The 17,851-nt window shown below is 61.4% G+C and carries 18 protein-coding genes; 5 read left to right on the top strand and 13 right to left on the bottom strand.

The features are described 5' to 3' along the window. Positions 1 to 4: 4 nt before the first annotated feature. The 5 genes from LB568_RS15095 to LB568_RS15115 all read left to right on the top strand — a co-directional run bounded on the left by LB568_RS15095 (position 5) and on the right by LB568_RS15115 (position 7,354). Positions 5 to 1,105, top strand: a complete 1,101-nt coding sequence (locus LB568_RS15095) for a chemotaxis protein CheB (RefSeq protein ID WP_224730547.1) — start codon at positions 5 to 7, stop codon at positions 1,103 to 1,105. Next, a complete protein-coding gene (locus LB568_RS15100) occupies positions 1,059 to 4,649 on the top strand; it encodes a CheR family methyltransferase (RefSeq protein WP_224730548.1) in 3,591 nt (1,196 codons plus the stop codon). Before LB568_RS15095 ends, LB568_RS15100 begins: the two co-directional genes overlap by 47 nt. Next, on the top strand, positions 4,646 to 5,026 hold the full coding sequence (locus LB568_RS15105) for a response regulator (protein ID WP_013897201.1): 381 nt from the start codon (positions 4,646 to 4,648) through the stop codon (positions 5,024 to 5,026). The genes LB568_RS15100 and LB568_RS15105 overlap by 4 nt, the downstream gene beginning before the upstream one ends. 331 nt (positions 5,027 to 5,357) lie before the next feature. Beyond that, entirely contained in the window at positions 5,358 to 6,644 is a 1,287-nt protein-coding gene (locus LB568_RS15110) for an Nramp family divalent metal transporter (RefSeq protein WP_224730549.1), read from the top strand. A 17-nt stretch (positions 6,645 to 6,661) separates the two neighbouring features. Continuing rightward, positions 6,662 to 7,354: a sigma-70 family RNA polymerase sigma factor gene (locus tag LB568_RS15115; protein ID WP_412033910.1), complete on the top strand. Its 693-nt coding sequence runs from the start codon at positions 6,662 to 6,664 to the stop codon at positions 7,352 to 7,354. A gap of 9 nt (positions 7,355 to 7,363) precedes the next feature. Here the strand turns inward: LB568_RS15115 and LB568_RS15120 are convergent, their stop codons facing one another. From LB568_RS15120 to LB568_RS15180, 13 genes are all read right to left on the bottom strand, one after another. Next, a complete protein-coding gene (locus LB568_RS15120; protein ID WP_013897198.1) occupies positions 7,364 to 7,540 on the bottom strand; it encodes a hypothetical protein in 177 nt (58 codons plus the stop codon). Between the two features lie 189 nt (positions 7,541 to 7,729). Beyond that, complete coding sequence (locus LB568_RS15125) at positions 7,730 to 7,948, bottom strand: hypothetical protein (protein ID WP_013897197.1); 219 nt, start codon at positions 7,946 to 7,948, stop codon at positions 7,730 to 7,732. Positions 7,949 to 8,012: 64 nt separating this feature from the next. Further along, complete coding sequence (locus tag LB568_RS15130) at positions 8,013 to 8,873, bottom strand: class I SAM-dependent methyltransferase (protein WP_224730550.1); 861 nt, start codon at positions 8,871 to 8,873, stop codon at positions 8,013 to 8,015. Between the two features lie 50 nt (positions 8,874 to 8,923). Further along, the gene (locus tag LB568_RS15135; RefSeq protein WP_224730551.1) at positions 8,924 to 9,916 is read right to left on the bottom strand and encodes a GNAT family N-acetyltransferase; all 993 of its coding nucleotides are present in this window, start codon (positions 9,914 to 9,916) and stop codon (positions 8,924 to 8,926) included. Then, complete coding sequence (locus LB568_RS15140; protein ID WP_224730552.1) at positions 9,913 to 10,977, bottom strand: glycosyltransferase; 1,065 nt, start codon at positions 10,975 to 10,977, stop codon at positions 9,913 to 9,915. The genes LB568_RS15135 and LB568_RS15140 overlap by 4 nt, the downstream gene beginning before the upstream one ends. Further along, a complete protein-coding gene (locus tag LB568_RS15145; protein ID WP_224730553.1) occupies positions 10,974 to 11,819 on the bottom strand; it encodes a PIG-L deacetylase family protein in 846 nt (281 codons plus the stop codon). The genes LB568_RS15140 and LB568_RS15145 overlap by 4 nt, the downstream gene beginning before the upstream one ends. A gap of 7 nt (positions 11,820 to 11,826) precedes the next feature. Beyond that, the gene (locus LB568_RS15150; RefSeq protein WP_013897192.1) at positions 11,827 to 12,759 is read right to left on the bottom strand and encodes a beta-xylosidase; all 933 of its coding nucleotides are present in this window, start codon (positions 12,757 to 12,759) and stop codon (positions 11,827 to 11,829) included. Continuing rightward, a complete protein-coding gene (locus LB568_RS15155; RefSeq protein ID WP_140572471.1) occupies positions 12,752 to 13,513 on the bottom strand; it encodes a TIGR04290 family methyltransferase in 762 nt (253 codons plus the stop codon). Before LB568_RS15155 ends, LB568_RS15150 begins: the two co-directional genes overlap by 8 nt. Before the next feature lie 2 nt (positions 13,514 to 13,515). Then, positions 13,516 to 14,319 carry a sugar phosphate nucleotidyltransferase gene (locus LB568_RS15160; RefSeq protein ID WP_013897190.1) on the bottom strand — a complete coding sequence of 268 codons (804 nt, stop codon included), beginning with the start codon at positions 14,317 to 14,319 and terminating at the stop codon, positions 13,516 to 13,518. Beyond that, complete coding sequence (locus LB568_RS15165) at positions 14,319 to 15,419, bottom strand: glycosyltransferase (protein WP_224730554.1); 1,101 nt, start codon at positions 15,417 to 15,419, stop codon at positions 14,319 to 14,321. The genes LB568_RS15160 and LB568_RS15165 overlap by 1 nt, the downstream gene beginning before the upstream one ends. A gap of 12 nt (positions 15,420 to 15,431) precedes the next feature. Next, positions 15,432 to 16,028 carry a histidine phosphatase family protein gene (locus LB568_RS15170; protein WP_224730555.1) on the bottom strand — a complete coding sequence of 199 codons (597 nt, stop codon included), beginning with the start codon at positions 16,026 to 16,028 and terminating at the stop codon, positions 15,432 to 15,434. Next, on the bottom strand, positions 16,025 to 17,128 hold the full coding sequence (locus LB568_RS15175; RefSeq protein WP_013897187.1) for an inositol-3-phosphate synthase: 1,104 nt from the start codon (positions 17,126 to 17,128) through the stop codon (positions 16,025 to 16,027). Before LB568_RS15175 ends, LB568_RS15170 begins: the two co-directional genes overlap by 4 nt. A 231-nt stretch (positions 17,129 to 17,359) precedes the next feature. Beyond that, positions 17,360 to 17,635: a hypothetical protein gene (locus LB568_RS15180; protein ID WP_013897186.1), complete on the bottom strand. Its 276-nt coding sequence runs from the start codon at positions 17,633 to 17,635 to the stop codon at positions 17,360 to 17,362. Positions 17,636 to 17,851: the final 216 nt, after the last annotated feature.

A 17,851-nucleotide genomic window follows, 5' to 3' on the forward strand; every position in this document is an offset into this window, starting at 1 on the left:
TTTCATGGTCGATATTCGAAACCGCATTTCACCTGCTCGCGCGAACCGGACAAGCTCGCCGCAAGAACAGGCGCGCAACCGCTTCATTATTGTCATCGGCGCGTCGGCGGGCGGAATCGAACCGCTGAAGAAGATCGTGAGCGATCTGCCCGCGGAGCTGCCGGCAGCCGTGTTCATCGTGCTCCATGTCGGCCAGATCAGCTATCTGCCCGCAATCCTCGACCGCGTCGCCACGCTCAAAACCTCGGTCGCCGAGAACGGCGCGTCCTTCAGGACCGGCAACATCTATGTGGCGCCGCCCGGCTTCCATCTTCTCCTGCATGGCGACCACATGATGCTGCGGCGCGGACCGCGCGAAAACCTCGCCCGGCCGGCCATAGATCCGCTGTTCCGCTCGGCGGCGCTCAGCTACGGCGCGAGCGTCATCGGCGTCCTGCTCTCGGGTGCGCTTTCCGACGGCACCGCCGGCTTGAGAGCCGTCAAGGCGGTCGGCGGGATCGCGGCCGTGCAGCACCCGAAGGACGCGCTGGTGCCATCCATGGTGGAAAGCGCGCTGCAATATGTCGAGGTCGACCATTGCGTGCCGGCGGCCGAGCTCGCTCGCCTGCTGGCTAAGCTGGCGGCCGAGCCGGCTGACAGCACCTTGCCTGCCCCGCCAATGGTCAGACTGGAGGCGGCCATCGCCGCGCAGGAGCATTCGACCATGAAAGAAGCAGATCGACTTGGCGAATTGTCGGTGTTTACATGCCCAGAATGCAACGGGCCGCTGTGGGAGCTCGAAGACGGTGACATGCTGCGCTACCGGTGTCATACCGGACACGCTTTTACTACAGAGGCGGTATTGGAAGCGCAGGCGATCGAGGCGGATGAGATTCTATGGAGCCTGCTGCGGTCACATCAGCAACGGGCGGAATTTGCCCGGCGCATGGCCGAGCGGGAAAGAACACGGCATCGCTCGCAGCTCGCGAAAGAGCTTGGCCAGCGGGCAAAAGAATACGATGCGGATGCCGCTCTCGTCGAGCGCATCCTCGAAAGCAGGCGGGTTCGGGTAACGGGCAATGGAACAGTCGACCAGGAAGGCAACGGCAAGAAACGCGAAGGCTAGGCCACGGGGGGATGCCAAAGAGCCCGCGTCCTTCCCCATCATAGGCATCGGCGCGTCGGCGGGCGGCATCGGAGCGCTGCAGCAACTCTTTCCCGAAGTGCCGGCCGACAGCGGTTTTGCCTATGTGGTGATCCAGCATCTCGACGCCGAGCATGAAAGCGCGCTTGCCAGCATCATCCAACGCTCCACCACGATCGAAACGCAAACAGCGGCAGAGGGTGTGGAGATCGAGCCGGACAATATCTACGTGATCCCCCCGGGCGTCTCGGTAACAGTCGAGGACCGCCACTTTCACCTCGCCAAGATGCCTGCCGCGCGTGTCAAGCGCACGCCGATCGACGATTTCTTCACGTCGCTGGCGCGGGAGCAGGCTGAGTATGCGGCGGGCATTATCCTTTCGGGCACCGGCAGCGACGGCACGATCGGGCTGCGGGCAATCAAGGAGCACGGCGGACTGACGCTGGCGCAGGAAAGCGCCGAATATGACGGCATGATGCGAAGCGCTGTCCAGGGCGGGCTGGTCGACATGGTGCTTCCCGCAGGGCAAATGGCGGGAAAGCTGGTGGGTTATTTCAGCCGCTCCAACCGGACCGAAAGCGAGCGCGACCGCCGCAAGCGCGACTTGGCGGAACAGCTTTCGCGGATCTCGACGCTGCTCCGAGTACGCACCGGCCACGATTTCAGCGGCTACAAGGATAATACTATCATGCGGCGCATCCAGCGCCGCATGCAGGTGCTGCAGATCGACGATCCGGCGACTTTCTATGAGCACTTGCGCGACGATCCGCAGCAGATCGATCTGCTGTTCCAGGATCTGCTCATCGGCGTGACCAGTTTTTTCCGCGACACGCGGGCCTTCGAAGCGCTCGAACGTTTCGTCATTCCGAAGCTTTTCGAGGACCGCAAACCGGACGAGACGATCCGGGTCTGGGTGCCGGGCTGCGCCACCGGCGAAGAAGCTTATTCGATCGCGATGCTGCTGAAGGAGAACGCGCGCGGTGCCGTTTCGGCCAGCCTGCAGATATTCGCGACCGACGTTGACGAGCGCGCGCTGGAAATAGCTCGCGCCGGGCGCTATCCCGCGGCGATCGCAAGCGATGTCACGCCGAAGCGCCTCAAGGAATTCTTCACGCGCGAGGACGGCACTTATCGTGTCGGCGCCGATTTGCGGGAGATCTGCCTATTTTCAGCACACAATCTTCTACGCGACCCGCCGTTTTCCAGGCTCGACCTGATCGCCTGCCGCAACCTGCTGATTTATCTGGGCCCTGAACTGCAGGAGAAGATCGTGCCGGTCTTTCATTACGCTCTGCGCAGCAACGGCTATCTGTTTCTCGGATCGTCCGAGAACGTCACGCGTCACGGGCGCCTGTTCTCGACCGTGGACAAGACCAGCCGCATCTTCCAGAAGCGCGGTGAGGTGGCGGTGCAGCGGCTGCCGGAATTCCCGCTCGCCGCGGCGGGCAGGCAGCCCGCCCCGCATGCACGTCAGCGCGCCACGACTTCAACCTTGCAGGAGTTCGCGGAACGGCTGATCCTCCAGCGCTATTCGCCCGCCCATGTGGTAGTCAACGCAGCCGGCGAACTGATGCACAGTTCCGGCGGCACAGGCAAGTATCTTGAACTCGCCGCCGGCGCACCCGACCACAACGTCTTCTCCATGGCCAGGCGGGGCCTGCGCATGGACTTGCGGGCAGCGCTTCATAAAGCAGTCAGCTCCGGACAGGTGGCGGTCCAGAGCAACATTACGGTAGGCACCAATGGCGGACGCCAGACGATCAGCCTCGTCGTTCAGCCGCTGCCATCTGACGGCTCGGCAGATCCGCTCTACATGCTCGTGTTCCGCGATATCGGCGGCATCAAACCGGAAGCCGTGGACGAGCCAGACCGCACAGCCGACGATGTCGAAAGCGCCAATGTCAGCCAGCTCGAAAAGGAGCTGAGGGAAACCAGGGAACGGCTGCAGATCACGACGGAGGAACTCGAATCCTCCAACGAGGAGTTGAAATCGTCCAACGAGGAGCTGTCATCCATCAATGAGGAGCTGCAGTCGTCCAACGAGGAACTGGAAACCTCGAAAGAGGAATTGCAGTCGATCAACGAGGAATTGCAAACAGTCAATGCTGAGCTCAGCATCCGTGTCGACGAACTCAGCCGCGCCAATAGCGACATGGCGAACTTGCTCGAAAGCACCCAGATCGCGACCGTCTTCCTCGACCGCGATCTCTGCATCAAGAGCTTTACGCCGACGGCGCGCGACCTGTTCAGGCTGGTCGAAAGCGATGTCGGGCGGCCCCTCGCGCATGTGCGTCCGCGGTTTCTGGCCGACGGATTGCAGGGCGACTTGGAGCAGGTGCTACAGCGGCTTGGAGCGATCGAGCGGCAGATCGAGGGCGTCGACAACGACCGGCGCTACATCATGCGCGTTCTGCCGTACCGTACGGTCGAGAATGTCATCGCCGGCGTGGTCGTCACCTTCGTCGATGTCACCCAGATCGTGAAAGCCGAGGAAAAGATCGGCACGCTCTCGCAAGATCTGCGCAACCGCGTCGAAAGCCTAGCAACGCTGCTGGACCTGGTGCCGGTGGGCATTCTCATCGCCGAGAACGGTAACTTCGAGGCGATCCGTGCTAATCGCCGGGCGGTTGAACTTGCTGCCCGGAGCGGCGCGGACGGCAAGCTGGCATCAATGGCGGTTGTGCTGCCCCTGACGGTTAACGGCGTTGCAGTGGACGCGGGGGATCAGCCCCTGCAAAAAGCGATGCGGACGGGCAAAGCCATTCCCGGATATGAGGCGCGCATCACGCGGGCGGACGGTTCAAGCGTCGACGTGATGATTTCGGCAAATCCGCTGTTCGATGAATCCGGCAAGGTCCGCGGTGCGATCGCGGCCCTGGTCGACATATCGACCCACAAGGAGGCGGAGCGGAGCCAGGAGAGGCTGCTGCACGAGTTACAGCACCGCGTGAAGAACATCCTCGCCACGGTTACCGCGCTGGCTTCGCGCATGACCCGTTCGTCGATCTCGATAGGCGAGTTCTCGACATCATTTCACGAGCGATTGCAGGCGATGGCCCGCACGCACGAGGTCCTGTCATCTTACAATTGGGGCGATGCCGATCTCGAGCAGCTGCTCAGGGCGACTCTCTCTCCCTACGGCAGCACGGAACGCCAGGCCGTTGTTGTCAAGGGGCGGCCGCTCCACCTCAATTCGGCCACGGCGGCGACGCTCGGCATGGTTTTTTTCGAGCTCGCCAGCAACGCCGCCAAATATGGTGCGCTTTCCGTAGACACCGGCCGCGTCGAAGTGTCCTGGGATGTCGTAACGTTGAACACGTTAGCGATCAGCTGGAAAGAAATCGGCGGCCCGATCGTAGAAGAACCATCCCGCAGGAATTTCGGAACAACCTTCATCCAGCAGAGTTTGGAATACGAGTTGGGGGGAACTGTGGGGTTGAGCTTCAAGCCCTCCGGCGTGGAATGCCTGCTTGAAATACCCTTGTCCCGGACGGAAGCCGTCGATCTTCCGCTCAGAAACGAATGAATAAGAACGCTCCATTATCCGGCCTGCGGGTTCTCGTCGTCGAGGATGCATTCCTGCTTGCGCTCGATCTGTCGGACGAATTGAAGACAGCTGGTTGCGATGTCGTCGGTCCCGCACCCTCCGTCCAACAGGCACTTGAGCAGATCGACGGCGTCAAGCTGGACGGGGCGGTGCTCGACGTCAACTTGCATGGCGAACGCAGCTTCCCAATTGCGGAGCACCTCGCCACCCGCGGTGTGCCTTTTGTCTTTCTCACCGGCTATGACAGCGCCACGGTGTTCCCCGATCAGTTCCAGGATTCGCCGAGACTATCGAAGCCTGTCGACACGACGATGTTGATCGAGGCGGTCGCGCGTTTCGGCGAGCACAAGGATTAAGGCCACGCGGCGCTCTGGCCCGTAGTGATCGGCCTTCTCTCAGCAAACTGCGGCATCTTTCATAGACCACTGCCGCCAGGGCAGGCGAACTTGCGCCTGTAGCCAACAACCAACCAGACGGAGCCTATTGGCGGTTCACCAGCCATAGGCAGTCGTTCCAAGAGCTCGGAAAATTCTGCTCACGGGATGTGATGCATGACCTCCACAGCTGGATGGCCGGATCCTGCGGCGGAACAAAACGCCCGACGGGGCAGTTCGGCCGCAGGAATCAAGGCGGCACCCATTCACTCATGTTTGGCCGATCCTTTTCCGACGGCACCGGGCGCAAGTGATGACCGAGCAAACCAATAATGAGGCGGACAGGCGAGGGCGCAAAGGTGTCGGAAGAGCCGTTGGGCTGGCCTTGATCGCGGGGGCAGCCGACGACGATTGCTCGGCAATCGGAACTTATGCCAGCGCGGGAGCAAGATTCGGGCCCGACCTGCTTTGGACCGCACCCGTGACACTGCCGATGATGTACACTGTCGTGTACCTCTCATCGAAGCTCGGCCAGGTGTCGGGTCGGGGATTGTTCCAGGTCATCGCGGATTTCTACCCGCGCTGGCTGCTATGGTCGGTCCTGGTTGGAGTCTTGATTGGCAACGCGATCGAGGCTGCCGCGAATCTCGGCGCCATGTCGGCGGCGATCAACCTGTTCGTGCCGTTGCCCGTGCCGATGATCGTCGCTTTCATTGCAGCATCTATGTTCGCTCTTCAAGTCTTTGGTTCTTACGGCCTCCTGAGGAATCTATTCCGGGTGCTGGCGTTGGCGCTGCTCGCCTATGTTGTCTCGGCTGTCCTCGCCAAGCCAGAACTGAGTTCGGTGTTAGGCGGTACTTTTCTGCCGAAGGTTCATCTCAACCGTGAGTACTTGTCTATACTGGTTGCGATCATAGGAACGACACTTTCGGCCTACCTCTACACTTGGCAATCCAACCAGGAGGTGGAAGAGGAGATCGCCAAGGGCAGAACCACTCTTGAGAAGCGCAAAGGAGCGACTGAGGGAGAGTTGCGCCGGTCGCGCCACGATATTCTTATCGGCATGACTTTTTCCAACCTGATCATGTACTTCATCATCCTCTCGACGGGTTCGACGCTCCACAAGGTCGGCCAAACCCAGATCGAGACGGCGGCCCAGGCGGCTGAAGCGCTGCGACCGCTTGCTGGCGATGCAGCAGGCATATTTTTCGCCGCCGGTGTGATCGGTGTCGGCTTTCTGGCGGTTCCTGTCATGACGACAGGCGCTGCCTTCGATCTCGCGCAGGCCATGGGCTGGAACCATGGCATGAACGCGAAGCCGCAGAAAGCGCCGGCCTTCTATCTGGCGACGGGGGCATTCACCCTGATCGCGGTCGTCCTAAATTTTCTTGGCTTCAATCCAATGCATGCGCTGGTCTGGGCGGGCGTCGTGCAAGGCTTTTCCACTCCCCCGCTGCTGCTGTTGATCCTGTTGATGACGAACGATCGCAGGATTATGGGCGACAGGGTCAATAGCCGAAGTACGAACATCCTGGGGGGCATCACGACGACAGCAATCTTTGCGGCCTCGGCTGGCCTGGTAGTGAGCTGGTTCCTGTAGCCGGAACCGCGGTATCAATGATTAGTGAACGACACCCGAGCAAGGTTCGTTTCGAACAGGAACGATCGTCATCGTTGCGCATTCTTCCTAGTCATTGTTATCAACTCGCTGTCGGGGTTCGAACCGTGTTACCCAATGGCCATGCCACGCCTGACTGCGTGCCGGGCGAAATCAACGTTGTCGATCTCATCCCTGCCTTGCGCGCGTTTGCACGCACATTTTGCCGTGTTCCCGATGATGCCGATGACCTGGTGCAGGAGACCTTGACCAAAGGGCTTGCCAACTTGGACAAGTTCGAGCCGGGGACGCGCTTGAAGTCCTGGCTTTTCACCATCATGCGCAACACGCACTATACGCGGGTGAAGGCTGCAGCCAGAGAAGCACCTGGATTGCTCGATTGCGTCTCCAGCAGACCGATTTCGGAAGCCTCCCAAGAGTGGTCCATTCAGAGCAAGGAAGTTTACCAAGCCATCCAGAAGCTTCCGTCACATCAGCGCGAAGTGCTGATGCTGATCGGTGTGCTGGGCGTCAGCTACGAAGAAACCGCCGAGATATGCAATTGCGCGATAGGAACCATCAAAAGCCGCCTCAACCGCGCGCGTGCATGCGTCTTGGAATCGCTTGATGAAAGCTCATCGCAAGCGCTGGTCGAGAGACATGAGCATGTGTCGGAAGACCACTGGGATAGGGCTGCTGACAGACCTCGATGAAGGCATGCGTCAGGTTTCCGGTTCACAGCGACGCTTCTGGATCAGCGCATTCTGCAGCTCAATCGCGAGCTTGATCAGGCGATCGGGGACCTTTTCCTGCTCGATCGCGGTCAACAGCGATGCAATCTCTTTGTCTATGCTCAGGCTTGCGTCGCTGGCGGGATCGCGTTGGCTCGGGCGAGACATGGCATTCTCTTAGCAATTAAGGTCCCTTCGAAAATTCACTGAGACCATAGACGGCCAGAGTTTGCAAGGCGCTCCAGCCGCCAATCAGCCTTGGCTCGGCATTGGATTTTGCCCAGAGCAAAGCCCTCTGCCTGACCCCATACCTGATCCGTTTGCGCGCCTGCAAGTCCGGTGAGAGCCGCTGCAAGCTTAGTCTTCGGGAAGCCGGTTTCCCGCGTGGTCCTGATACTGATCGGACTTGGTCCGATTGCTGTCGAGGCCGCGCTGTTTTGTATGCTGCTTCTTATCCCGGTTCGACAGGACGTCATTTTCGCCGAGCATGTCTTTCGGAACCTCCGTTTTCGCCCCGGTCCCGGAACCTTTGCCCTGACTGCCGCGGCCCATGTGTTTCTTGCCGCCGGATGCCATCTGCTTCTCCTGGTCTGCCAGCTTCTGCGCAAGTGGTTTCGGCGCCCGAACTTCGGTTCGCCTGTTATGTTCCGCCGGTATGACGAATAAGAAAGGCGGTGCCATCCCAGCGACGGAACGGCGTATCGCCGTCGATCACGATGTCCATGGCACATGCATTGGCGAGGTTGCGGATGTCGGAAGAATCGGCGGCGGGCGACATTCGATATGAATAGTTGAGAATTGCCGCCATCCCTCCAGGTCGCAATAGGCGCGCCATTTCGCTGAAGTGCCGCTCGGCGACGCCGGCGACCACCAGGTAAGGGAAAATGTCCACCGCCAGGATGCCGTCAAAGCTCTCGTCGGCGAATTCGCCAAGATCCAGGCCAGAGGTCTGGCGGAACTCGACGTTGCCGATCCCGGCGCACCGCCGACGCGCGACTGCGATCATCCTGGAGGAAATATCGGTACCGACAATATGCCCGGTCTTGGCGTGGAGTTGGCATTCGAAACGGCCGATACCACAGCCGATGTCGAGTATTGTCTTGTCCGCGCCTGTAAACCCGTGTTTCTCAAGCCAAGAGGCGATCTCGGCGGTCGTGGCCGAGAGCTTTTCCTCATCGCCGAGCGACGAAAGTTGGACGCTGGCAGCCGGTGAGATGGCGACCGCCTGGTCAAACCCGCTGGCCAGCCGGCGGACCGTCACCTCACCGGTTTCGCCGTCCTGTCGGTCATGACACACGGAACCTGCCGTCGCCCGAAGACTGTCGAAGGCGTCCGTGTTGGCCGAAAGAAGCGCGGCCACGTCCTCGAGCCAGTCTCTGCAATGGGAGGCCTTTGTCCGCATCTCCAGCGCGATGTCCGCCAATTCCGCAGCATTGATTTCCGCCGTAAGATTGACGGCCAGTCTGGCTACCGCTACCTCGGCGGACAGGTCGTCTGCCATGCAATTCTCGAGAATGCGGCTGGCGGCCATCCTCTGCTCTTCTGCCGCGATCACAGCTCTGCGCTCCGGGTCCAGACCCTTTGTGCCGTCCACCTGTCCACCGCCCCCCAGCTATACTTGTATCTCTCCCGGCCGCGCAGAAAATCGAACTCCCGTGCCCCTTCGCGAGCGGCTTCGGCAATGGCCTCGCCGATCAGGATCGCGCCGGGGCTCTCCTGCGCATAGGCCGAGTCGAAACCACCGAGATAGGCATAGGCGCGATCATGATGATGGAAGCCATAATACGCACCGACGACAGCGTCGCCGATTCCGATCAGCCAGCATCGCGCCAGATCGTTCGCGGCAAGGCGGGGCAGGGCCTTCCGATGGAATCCCAGGGCCATGTCCGTCAACACGCCACCGCCCTCTCCAGCCCAACGGGCTTTGTGCAGGCGGATCAGGTGGCCGAGAAACATCTCTGGTGCGGCTTCCGCACGCGTGATCGTTACCCGGCCTCTCCGTCGCGCGGCTCTTAGAGCGCGACGAAGCTGTCGTCTTCGCCGCGCGGGAACCGAGCCCGCAATCGTCTCGCCGCCGGCCAAGGCAAGCACTGGGCAGGCGGCATGGCCGGCAGACAGGTTCTCTTCAATATCGGGCAGTACGAGATCCAGGGACACGGCTTCAGCCGGAAGATCCGGCAGAATCCATTGCGCCCATTCGAGCGAAAGCACTGTTTCGGCAATCGCGGTCCCGACGGTTTTCTTGAGTTCGGGTACGCAAAGAACATCGAGATAGTCGCTCAGCGATATCCCGATCGGAAGCAGGCGCGAACCTGACGCGTGCCTCTCGAGATAGAGCGGTGCCAGTCCCGCGAGATCATTTCCGCTCCACACAGCGATCACCGAGAGGTCGCCAGGCGCGAACGTCCGCCACCATGGCAACAGCCAGGCGGGCGACTGGAAAGGCGTGGCAGAGGCGCATTGCGACCAGAGCGGCCACCAATGCGGCTCAAGATCGTCGAACGCACCTGGGTCCCGTATGACATCGGTGCGCAAGCCGTTCACTGCGCGGCCCTCGACCCCGAGTGGGAAGCGCCGAATTCTGCCAATGCCCGATAGGCATCCATGTAGGCCAAAATCATGCGATCGAGCGAGAAGCGATGTCTCGCTTCGCCCAGGCATGTTTCGCGGTCGAGGTCGGCCGAGGCGTTTATGGCGCTCGCCATCTCGTCGACGTCGTTGACGAGAAATCCGGTCTTGCCGTGTTCGATGACATTGGGCAGGGCGCCATTCGGAAAGGCCACAACAGGCGTGCCGCACGCAAGCGCTTCCATGGCAACCAGTGAGCTTGTTTCCGCGGCAAGACTCGGAATGACCAGGCAACGGGCGGCATTCAGAAGCCTCCGCTTGGCGGAAAACCCGAGCGGTCCCAAGAAGCGCCGCCGTCTGTCGAGGCGAGGCGCCACCTCGTCGGCGAAATACTGGACATGTGTCTGGTAGGGATAGATCTGACCGCCAATCGCAAGCGGCACGGCGGCACGCTTGGCGGCCTCGATCGCCAGATGGACGCCCTTCTCCGGGCAAATTCGGCTCAGCACGAGCGCAAAATTGCGCCGCGATCGCATCTCGTTCAGCGCATCGATGTCTACGCCGTTTGGGATCGGCGCGATCAGTCTCGATCCAGGCGGCGCGGTTTTTTGCTGCGCCTCCGAAACAGCATGCAGCCACAGGTCCTCACGGGCCGGTCTCAGCACGTCGGGTGGATACCAGGCGAGCGGCAGGTGCAGGCTCACAAGCGTCGGGCCGTCGCCAGGGAGATAGGCGTCGAAATCGATGCCGTGCAGGTGAACGACGTCGATCGGCCAACGCGCCCGGGCCGCAGCGATTGCCGCGCGATGCGCGCGTTGGGCGCGGCTCTTTGCCGTCTCATCGAGCACGCCTGTTTCCGCGGGTGTCTCAACCAGTGTCCCGGCCGCGCTGGAGCTCCGGCAGGCGACGACGATGGAATGATGGCCTTGCCGCACCAGCGCGCGATCCAGCATCGACAGCACCTGCTCGGCGCCGCCGACCGCATCGGGGCCGACGGGCGCAAGCGGATAGGCGACGTTGAGCACGGTAAGCGTCATGGCTGATCGAGCCGAAGCTCCTCATGTGCGCGAGCCGCGGCGCTCAGCCAGGTCGAGGGCTCGAACCCCAGCGGCAGCAATTGATAATAGAGCCTTCCGTTGTTGGGTGGTGCGCGGAAGTTATAGGCGGGCGCCAAACGGAATCGCTCTGTCGCCCCACAGAACGATGCAAGCGTCCGCAACTGCGTCGTGTAGCTGGCCAGCATGGCTCGCTTGAGCCGAAAGGCCGATTCGGTCAAACGTACCTCGATACGATCCGTCCCGAGATCATCGGCGAAATCCTGGAAGACAGGGCCTTTCGGCCCCGCGGCGTAAAATGCCATCTCGATGATGCTGGGCGCCGGACACCGGTCGCGGCGCAGCAATTGACAGGCGGCATGAACCGCGAAGGCAGTGGCGTCGTGGTCGGGATGTCCTCCTTCATAGGGATGCGTGCAGACGAAGCGGATCTCGGCGGCAGCGAAGAGGCAGGCCAGCTCCTGCGCGAGCGGGACGAGATGCATGACCGTTTCCGTATCAGGATAGTCAAGGCTGGTCAGGATTCCGCACGACAGGCCCACCGCCGACAGCGCGGCCCCCAATTCACCGCGACGGGCATCGGCGTAGTCTTGCCACGTATCGAAACCATTGGCTTTTGCGTCGGCAAGGTTGCGCGGGGCTCCGTCCGTGACATGCACGATACGGCACTCAGACAGTCCGGCGAGGTGACCGCCGATGCCAATCGTCTCGTCGTCCGGGTGCGCCACGACGATCATTATACCGGCACCTGGATCGACGTCGTTGCCGGTCAGTCGTGTGGCGAATTCTGCCAGCAGATTAGGTGACTGGTCGATGGACGACATGGTGACCTCATGCGGCCGAGACCCGCCGCATCGGCATCGCGTCGCTGTGCACGCCAGGTGCGTAGCGGCGCATCATGCTCGCGCAGAATTCAGCGAATTCTTCGGGCACTTGTGGCGGACTTGTGTGGTGAGGCTGCATGCCCCGGTGTTCGGGCGTGAAGCAAAAAGTGACGGTGACGTCGAAATCCGCCAGGGCTTCCATCTGGCGGTCGAACCAATCGAGAGCGTTCGGTCTGAAACTGTCGGCCCAGGAAAGGCCCGTGCGCAGATTTGTGACGCCCAGCCGCTTCATCCAGGCGACGGCTTCGTCCAGCCGGTGGTCCTCGAAATGGAACCACTGGACCAAGCCCATCTGCGGAGTGTGGCGCAGGAATTCCTCAAGAGCCGGCTTGGGCGTGCCATCCTCGCGCAGCAGGCCCATGTAGAAATGACGGTAATAGGAGGAGCCTTCCACCTCGCGATGCCGCGTGGTCGCGCCCCAGGCGTGCGGCAAATCGTAGAGGCTGTACCATTGGACGCGGGGTGCGCGGCCAAGCAGCAGCTCCGCAGTCCGCCGCAGGCCCCAGACCTGGACCTCCTCGGCGCCGAAGCTCGACACGCCGGCTTCGCTGATCCAGATCGGCAGATCGGTGATTTCGGCAATCTCGGCGAGCTTTTGCGGCCATTCATGCATTTGCCAAAGATTCCAGTCGAGCGGGAAGCCATGCACGGCAACGGCGTCGACACGATCGAGCACACCGTACCCCTTCATCAATGACATGAACCCGGCGTCGATCGGCGAAATGCCACCGAGCACCCGGGTGATCGCCGGGTTTTCGAGACCGATCGCATCGGCCGCCAGGATTGCCATGTTCGCGAAGCGGCTCCAGTCCGGATCGAGTTCGGGGTCCCAATGCGACTTGTTGTTGGGCTCGTTCCAGATCATCGCAGCTTCAATCATCGTTTCTTCCTTTCGCAGGGTAGACCGCGCCTCCGCCAGCCGGCTCACCGGACGCACGGCAGAAGTAGACCTCGTCTTCCGGGTGAAGCAGGATCTCGAAACCTGAGCTGCGCAGCATGGCTTCGATGCAACTGCGGTTCGGAATCCACCAGTTGGTCGGATCGTCCGCATAGCGGTGTTCGATGAAGTGCAGTTTCGGAAACTCAGGTCGATCGAACAGATCGTGCGTCCAGAAATGGTAGTTCTGTTCGAGCGCGGGGACCTCGCTGCTGCCGCGTTGCATCGACTGGAAGATCACCAGATCCCGCGCGACGTGCCGGCGGATCAAGTCGAGTGCCAGCAACGGGTGGCGCAGGTGATAGAGCACACCCATGAAGAGCACGATGTCGAAAGTCTCGCCGAGGGCGCCGACGTCATAGACCGACAGCTCGCGAAATTCGATGTCGCAGTCGGCGATTTCGGCGGCGAAACGCGCCTGCGTCAGATAGGCCACGTCGAAATCGATGCCGAGCACGCGATCGGCGCCCCGCTTCTTCATTTCAATGGAATAGAAGCCGGCGTTGCAGCCGATGTCGAGCACGGACTTGCCTGAAAGATCGGCCGGGATCGCATCGGCGAACTTCTGCCATTTGACCAAAGGATAGTTGCCGAGGAAATGGTCGGGAGCCGTCTGAACGCCCGCCAATTCCATGTTATGGAACCACGGCCCCAGCGCATCGATGCGACGGCGAATTTCCGCGTCGGAATGCAACATGGTCAGCCTCCTTCGCCTGGCAGGTACGGCACCTGGGAACTGCTGGGCGGCACCAACATCGGCGTGCCTTCGTCTTCCGACGTTTCGTTGTTTTCAAGTAGCCGCAGTGCCGTGCGGTAGCCGTTGAACGTCCCGACATCGACATAGGCCAAGCCCGCCTTGACGCCTAAGGCTTCACCTCCGACGGCCAGATAGGCATTGACCAGCGTGCCGAAATATTCGTCGCAACCATCCCGCTCGCGCCAGAGCCCCGCGAGCCGGTGAAAGATGCGGCCCGGCATCTTGAATGCTCCCCATACCCAGTCCGTGGCCGCGTCCTGCTGCTTGACCTGGATCTGCTCGACCCGGCCATCCTGATCGGTGACCACGGCGTCGAAAAGCTCCGGCCGGTCCACAGGAAACAGCAGGAACGACAGACGGTCGTCCGGAAGTTGGCAGAAGCCGTCCTCGGGAAACCAGATCGTATCCGGCAGACCGATCAGCACCGTTTCTTCCGGCATGACGAGAGGCGCGGCGCGGAAGATCGCGTCGCAAAGGCCGACCGGAGAGGGCTGGGCCACGAAGATAGCGGCGGCGCTGTCATAGCCGGCGGCATAATATTCGAGTATGTCCGACTTGCCCGAGCCGATGATGAAGCAGATCCTGTCGACGCCGTTGCGCACCATTCGGCGCACCAGATATTCGCTGACCGCGCAGGGGCGCTCGGTTTGCCCGTCCATCCGGCTGCCCACCGGCAGCAACTCCTTGGAAAAACCCAGCGGTTGAATGCGGCTGCCGCGCCCCGCGGCAGGCACGATGCCCAACATCAGACGGCTTCCTTCATCTGTTCGCTTGCCGGCGCCCGGGCCGCCTCATTCAGGATTCGATCCAGTTCCGCGGCGCGACGAGCGGATGTGTGTTCATCGAGCACGCGTTCACGGGCTCTACGGCGCAGCGCTTCGATCTCGCCATCCGATAAACCGAGCGCTGCGACCACGTCTTCCGTGGAATGCGCGAGCAGTATCTCCTTGCCGGGCTCGAAGAAGCTTTCCAGGCCCGGCCAGTCATCTGAAATGATCGCGGCGCCGCAGGCCGCCGCTTCGAACAACCGGCCCGAGGGGCACCAACCCTTACGCGCCATCGCCTCGCGGGTGACGTTCAGGGTCAGACGTGACGAGCAGAAGAAGGCCGGATGGTCGGCGGGCGGCAGATGCCTGACGAAGAAGATATTGTCGCTCCACGGGAAATCCTGCGGGTATTGTGCGCCGCCAATGACAAAGCGGCGGTCGGGCATCCGGACTGCCGGCGCGACAAGCAATTTTTCGACGCCGGTCTGCCGATCGTCGGCATAGGTGCCGAGATAGGACAGATCTCCGGCAAATTCGGCCCGAGGCTGCGACGGCCGATGGTGGCCGGGATCCACATGGCCATAGAGCGGCACGACGAGACGCGCGCCCAGCATGGTCTTGAGTGCATCGAGCGCCGGGCCGCCGGTGTAGCTCAGCACCAGGTCGAAATCGCGAAGCCCTTCCGGGCCGAAATAGGGTGGCTGGTCGCCTTGTTCGATGCGCGCCAGCGTCACCGCAGTATCAAGATCATAGAACACTTTCAGTCCGGGACAGCTCTCGCGCGCGAGGTGTGAGGCTTGAACAGCATCCGGGCAGTAGGAGGTGACAATGACAGCGTCAGCCTCCCGGACCGCGACCGCCGCGGCCTGGGCAACATCATCCCAACCCCCATAGAGCACCACGTTGCCGCCATCGAGATGGTCGAGGTCCCTTGCGCCGGCGTAGTAGGGGGTGTCGTGCTCAAAGAAGCTGATACGCCAGCCGAGTGGCGCGAGCGCTCGTATCAGCCCGCGCCAGAGCGTGGCGTGTCCGTTTCCCCAGGAGGAAGTGACAGTGAGACCGAAGATGACCATGCGCATCGGCAGCTCCCGTCAGGCGACTTCATTCAGGCGAATGAGCTTTGAGCCCCAGTCGCCATGGACGATGGTGGTGATCGAGGCGGGCTCAATGTCGAAACGAAAGCAGTCGCCGAGCTGAAGGCCAAGGACCTTGCACACCGCAGCCTTGATGACGTCCGCGTGGCTGATCAGCGCGACGTATTGGTTTGGCTTCTGTTGGCGCAACGCATCCATCAGGCCGATAACCCGCTGCTGCGTATCCAGCATGGTCTCGCCGCTCGGCGTGCGTGCGTTCTGTCGCTGGTCATTCCACATTCGCCAGGCGGCATCGCCATTCAGCTCTTCGAACGTCTTGCCGGACCATGCACCGAAGTCGATCTCATCCAATTCGCGGCGGATCGAAACATGCTCGACGCCGCATGACATGGCGATGGGTTTTGCGGTCTCCAATGTGCGCTTGCGTGGACTGCTCAAAATCGCGGCAAGCGGCTCCCTCGCCATGCGCTGGGCAAGATGCTGCGCCTGTGATCGGCCTGCGGTGCCGAGGTCGATATCGTTCAGGCGGCCGGCCAGGCAGCGGCCGACGTCGTCATGCGCCGCGTGCCGGACAAGGAAGAAGGTCGTGGTCATTCCGCAGCGTCGAGCATCGGCTCGTCCCTGCCTGCGATGAAAGCGAGCGTCCGCAGGCGGGCCTCGGCGTCGGTGAACTGTTCCGGTGGCGACTTCATGAAGTAACTGCAAGGCCCCGTGAGCGCCCCCGCAATGCCGCGATCGAGAGCAAGCTTGGCGCAGCGCACTGCGTCGATCACCACGCCGGCGGAGTTGGGCGAATCCCAGACTTCCAGCTTGAGCTCGGCATTCAATGGCACGCCGCCGAAAGTCGTGCCTTCGACGCGGATGTAGGCCCATTTGCGATCGGTGAGCCAAGGCACATGATCGCTTGGTCCGACATGAATGTTGCCAGGTTCAAGCGGAACGTCGATCTGGCTGGTGACTGACTGTGTCTTGGAAATCTTTTTCGATTCCAGCCGCTCCCGCTCCAGCATGTTGAGGAAATCCGTGTTGCCGCCGAAATTAAGCTGGTAGGTGCGGTCGATACGCACGCCACGTTCCCGGAAAAGGTTGGCGAGCAGCCGGTGAACAATAGTCGCGCCCACCTGGCTCTTGATGTCGTCGCCGACAAGGGGAAGGCCTCGCTCTTCGAAACGTCGACGCCATTCCGGCCGCGAGGCGATGAAGACCGGAATGCAATTGACGAACCCGCATCCGGCTTCCAGAGCGCGTTCGGCATAGAACTGGGTGGCCGCTTCGGAGCCGACCGGCAAATAGGATACCAGCACCTGGGCTCCGCTTTCGCGAAGGGCTGCGGTCACGTCGGCGACCGGTTCGTCCGCTTCCTCGATTTCGTCGCGCAGATATTTGCCGATGCCGTCGAGCGTCGGCCCGCGTTCCACGCGCACGCCAATCGGCGCCACGTCGGCAAACCGGAAGGTGTTGTTTGGGGCGCTGTAAATTGCTTCGGCCACATCGCGCCCCACCTTGCTTTTGGCGACGTCGAAAGCACAGACGACCTCGATGTCGTCGACGTGGTAGCCGCCGAGATCGGCATGCATCAGCCCAGGGATAGGCTCGTTGCTTTTTGCCTGGCGATAGTAGGTTAGGCCTTGCACGAGGGAGGACGCGCAATTGCCGACGCCGACGACGCCGATGCGAACCTTTTTCGATGTCACGAAACTGCCGCCTCTGCTGTTGAGGGAACCTTCCACGTCACCGAACTGGGACGGGCCAGGAATGTTCCTTGAGAGCCGGAATAATTGCGAAGTCGAATCGAGGATCGGCATGTCTGCTTCGCAGACGGCCAGCACATAGACCGATCGCAACGCTCTATGACCGATTCTTGACCTCCCTGTTGGGCGCCACGGCTGCCGGGCTCGGGAGAGGTCTGTCCTAGATGGCCAGTTCTAGCGCGATTTTGACTTCAACTCGGCAAGTCGAGCTCTCGCTCCGTCTGCGATCACCTTTAGCTCGCTGGCCTGGGCGGCTTCGATCGCAAAGGCCCTGGACGGTAGGACGCCGGGATCTTCCTGGTGATTTTGAAGCTGCAGCTCATCCTCGATTTGCTCAAACAGGTGTTCGGGATTGCTGGAATCTTTGGCGGCTTCGGTGAGCAGCAAGGTCACGAGCACTCGAATAGCGTTCAGCCGGCCCTCGATTTCTTCGGCGGGAATATCTGACATTCGCTTCCTTCTTGCGGTCGGAGCCAGACTGCCGTTGTCGGCACGTGCATTAACGGCGTGGCTCCCCGGCCATCGGTGAAAACCTGATCACCGTTGTGTAAATGTCGTGCTTAAAAAGCCGTAGCTCGGCCAGTTGTTCCGATCCGGGTGCTCAAAACGCCGGCGAAGGCCATGGAACCTCGCCGGGTCTCCCAAGTTAAAGCGCGGGAGGAATAC

The organism is Mesorhizobium sp. B263B2A, assembly GCF_020165775.1.
GTDB lineage: Bacteria > Pseudomonadota > Alphaproteobacteria > Rhizobiales > Rhizobiaceae > Mesorhizobium > Mesorhizobium opportunistum.

Coding starts and splice junctions, on each gene's coding strand:
- LB568_RS15150 (WP_013897192.1), bottom strand. CDS start 12,759: ATGATTGAAGCTGCGATGATCTGGAACGAGCCCAACAACAAGTCGCAT.
- LB568_RS15165 (WP_224730554.1), bottom strand. CDS start 15,419: ATGCGCATGGTCATCTTCGGTCTCACTGTCACTTCCTCCTGGGGAAAC.
- LB568_RS15180 (WP_013897186.1), bottom strand. CDS start 17,635: ATGTCAGATATTCCCGCCGAAGAAATCGAGGGCCGGCTGAACGCTATT.
- LB568_RS15170 (WP_224730555.1), bottom strand. CDS start 16,028: ATGACCACGACCTTCTTCCTTGTCCGGCACGCGGCGCATGACGACGTC.
- LB568_RS15095 (WP_224730547.1), top strand. CDS start 5: ATGGTCGATATTCGAAACCGCATTTCACCTGCTCGCGCGAACCGGACA.
- LB568_RS15130 (WP_224730550.1), bottom strand. CDS start 8,873: ATGGCAGACGACCTGTCCGCCGAGGTAGCGGTAGCCAGACTGGCCGTC.
- LB568_RS15110 (WP_224730549.1), top strand. CDS start 5,358: ATGACCGAGCAAACCAATAATGAGGCGGACAGGCGAGGGCGCAAAGGT.
- LB568_RS15140 (WP_224730552.1), bottom strand. CDS start 10,977: ATGACGCTTACCGTGCTCAACGTCGCCTATCCGCTTGCGCCCGTCGGC.
- LB568_RS15145 (WP_224730553.1), bottom strand. CDS start 11,819: ATGTCGTCCATCGACCAGTCACCTAATCTGCTGGCAGAATTCGCCACA.
- LB568_RS15155 (WP_140572471.1), bottom strand. CDS start 13,513: ATGTTGCATTCCGACGCGGAAATTCGCCGTCGCATCGATGCGCTGGGG.
- LB568_RS15100 (WP_224730548.1), top strand. CDS start 1,059: ATGGAACAGTCGACCAGGAAGGCAACGGCAAGAAACGCGAAGGCTAGG.
- LB568_RS15125 (WP_013897197.1), bottom strand. CDS start 7,948: ATGGCATCCGGCGGCAAGAAACACATGGGCCGCGGCAGTCAGGGCAAA.
- LB568_RS15120 (WP_013897198.1), bottom strand. CDS start 7,540: ATGTCTCGCCCGAGCCAACGCGATCCCGCCAGCGACGCAAGCCTGAGC.
- LB568_RS15115 (WP_412033910.1), top strand. CDS start 6,662: ATGATTAGTGAACGACACCCGAGCAAGGTTCGTTTCGAACAGGAACGA.
- LB568_RS15160 (WP_013897190.1), bottom strand. CDS start 14,319: ATGTTGGGCATCGTGCCTGCCGCGGGGCGCGGCAGCCGCATTCAACCG.
- LB568_RS15105 (WP_013897201.1), top strand. CDS start 4,646: ATGAATAAGAACGCTCCATTATCCGGCCTGCGGGTTCTCGTCGTCGAG.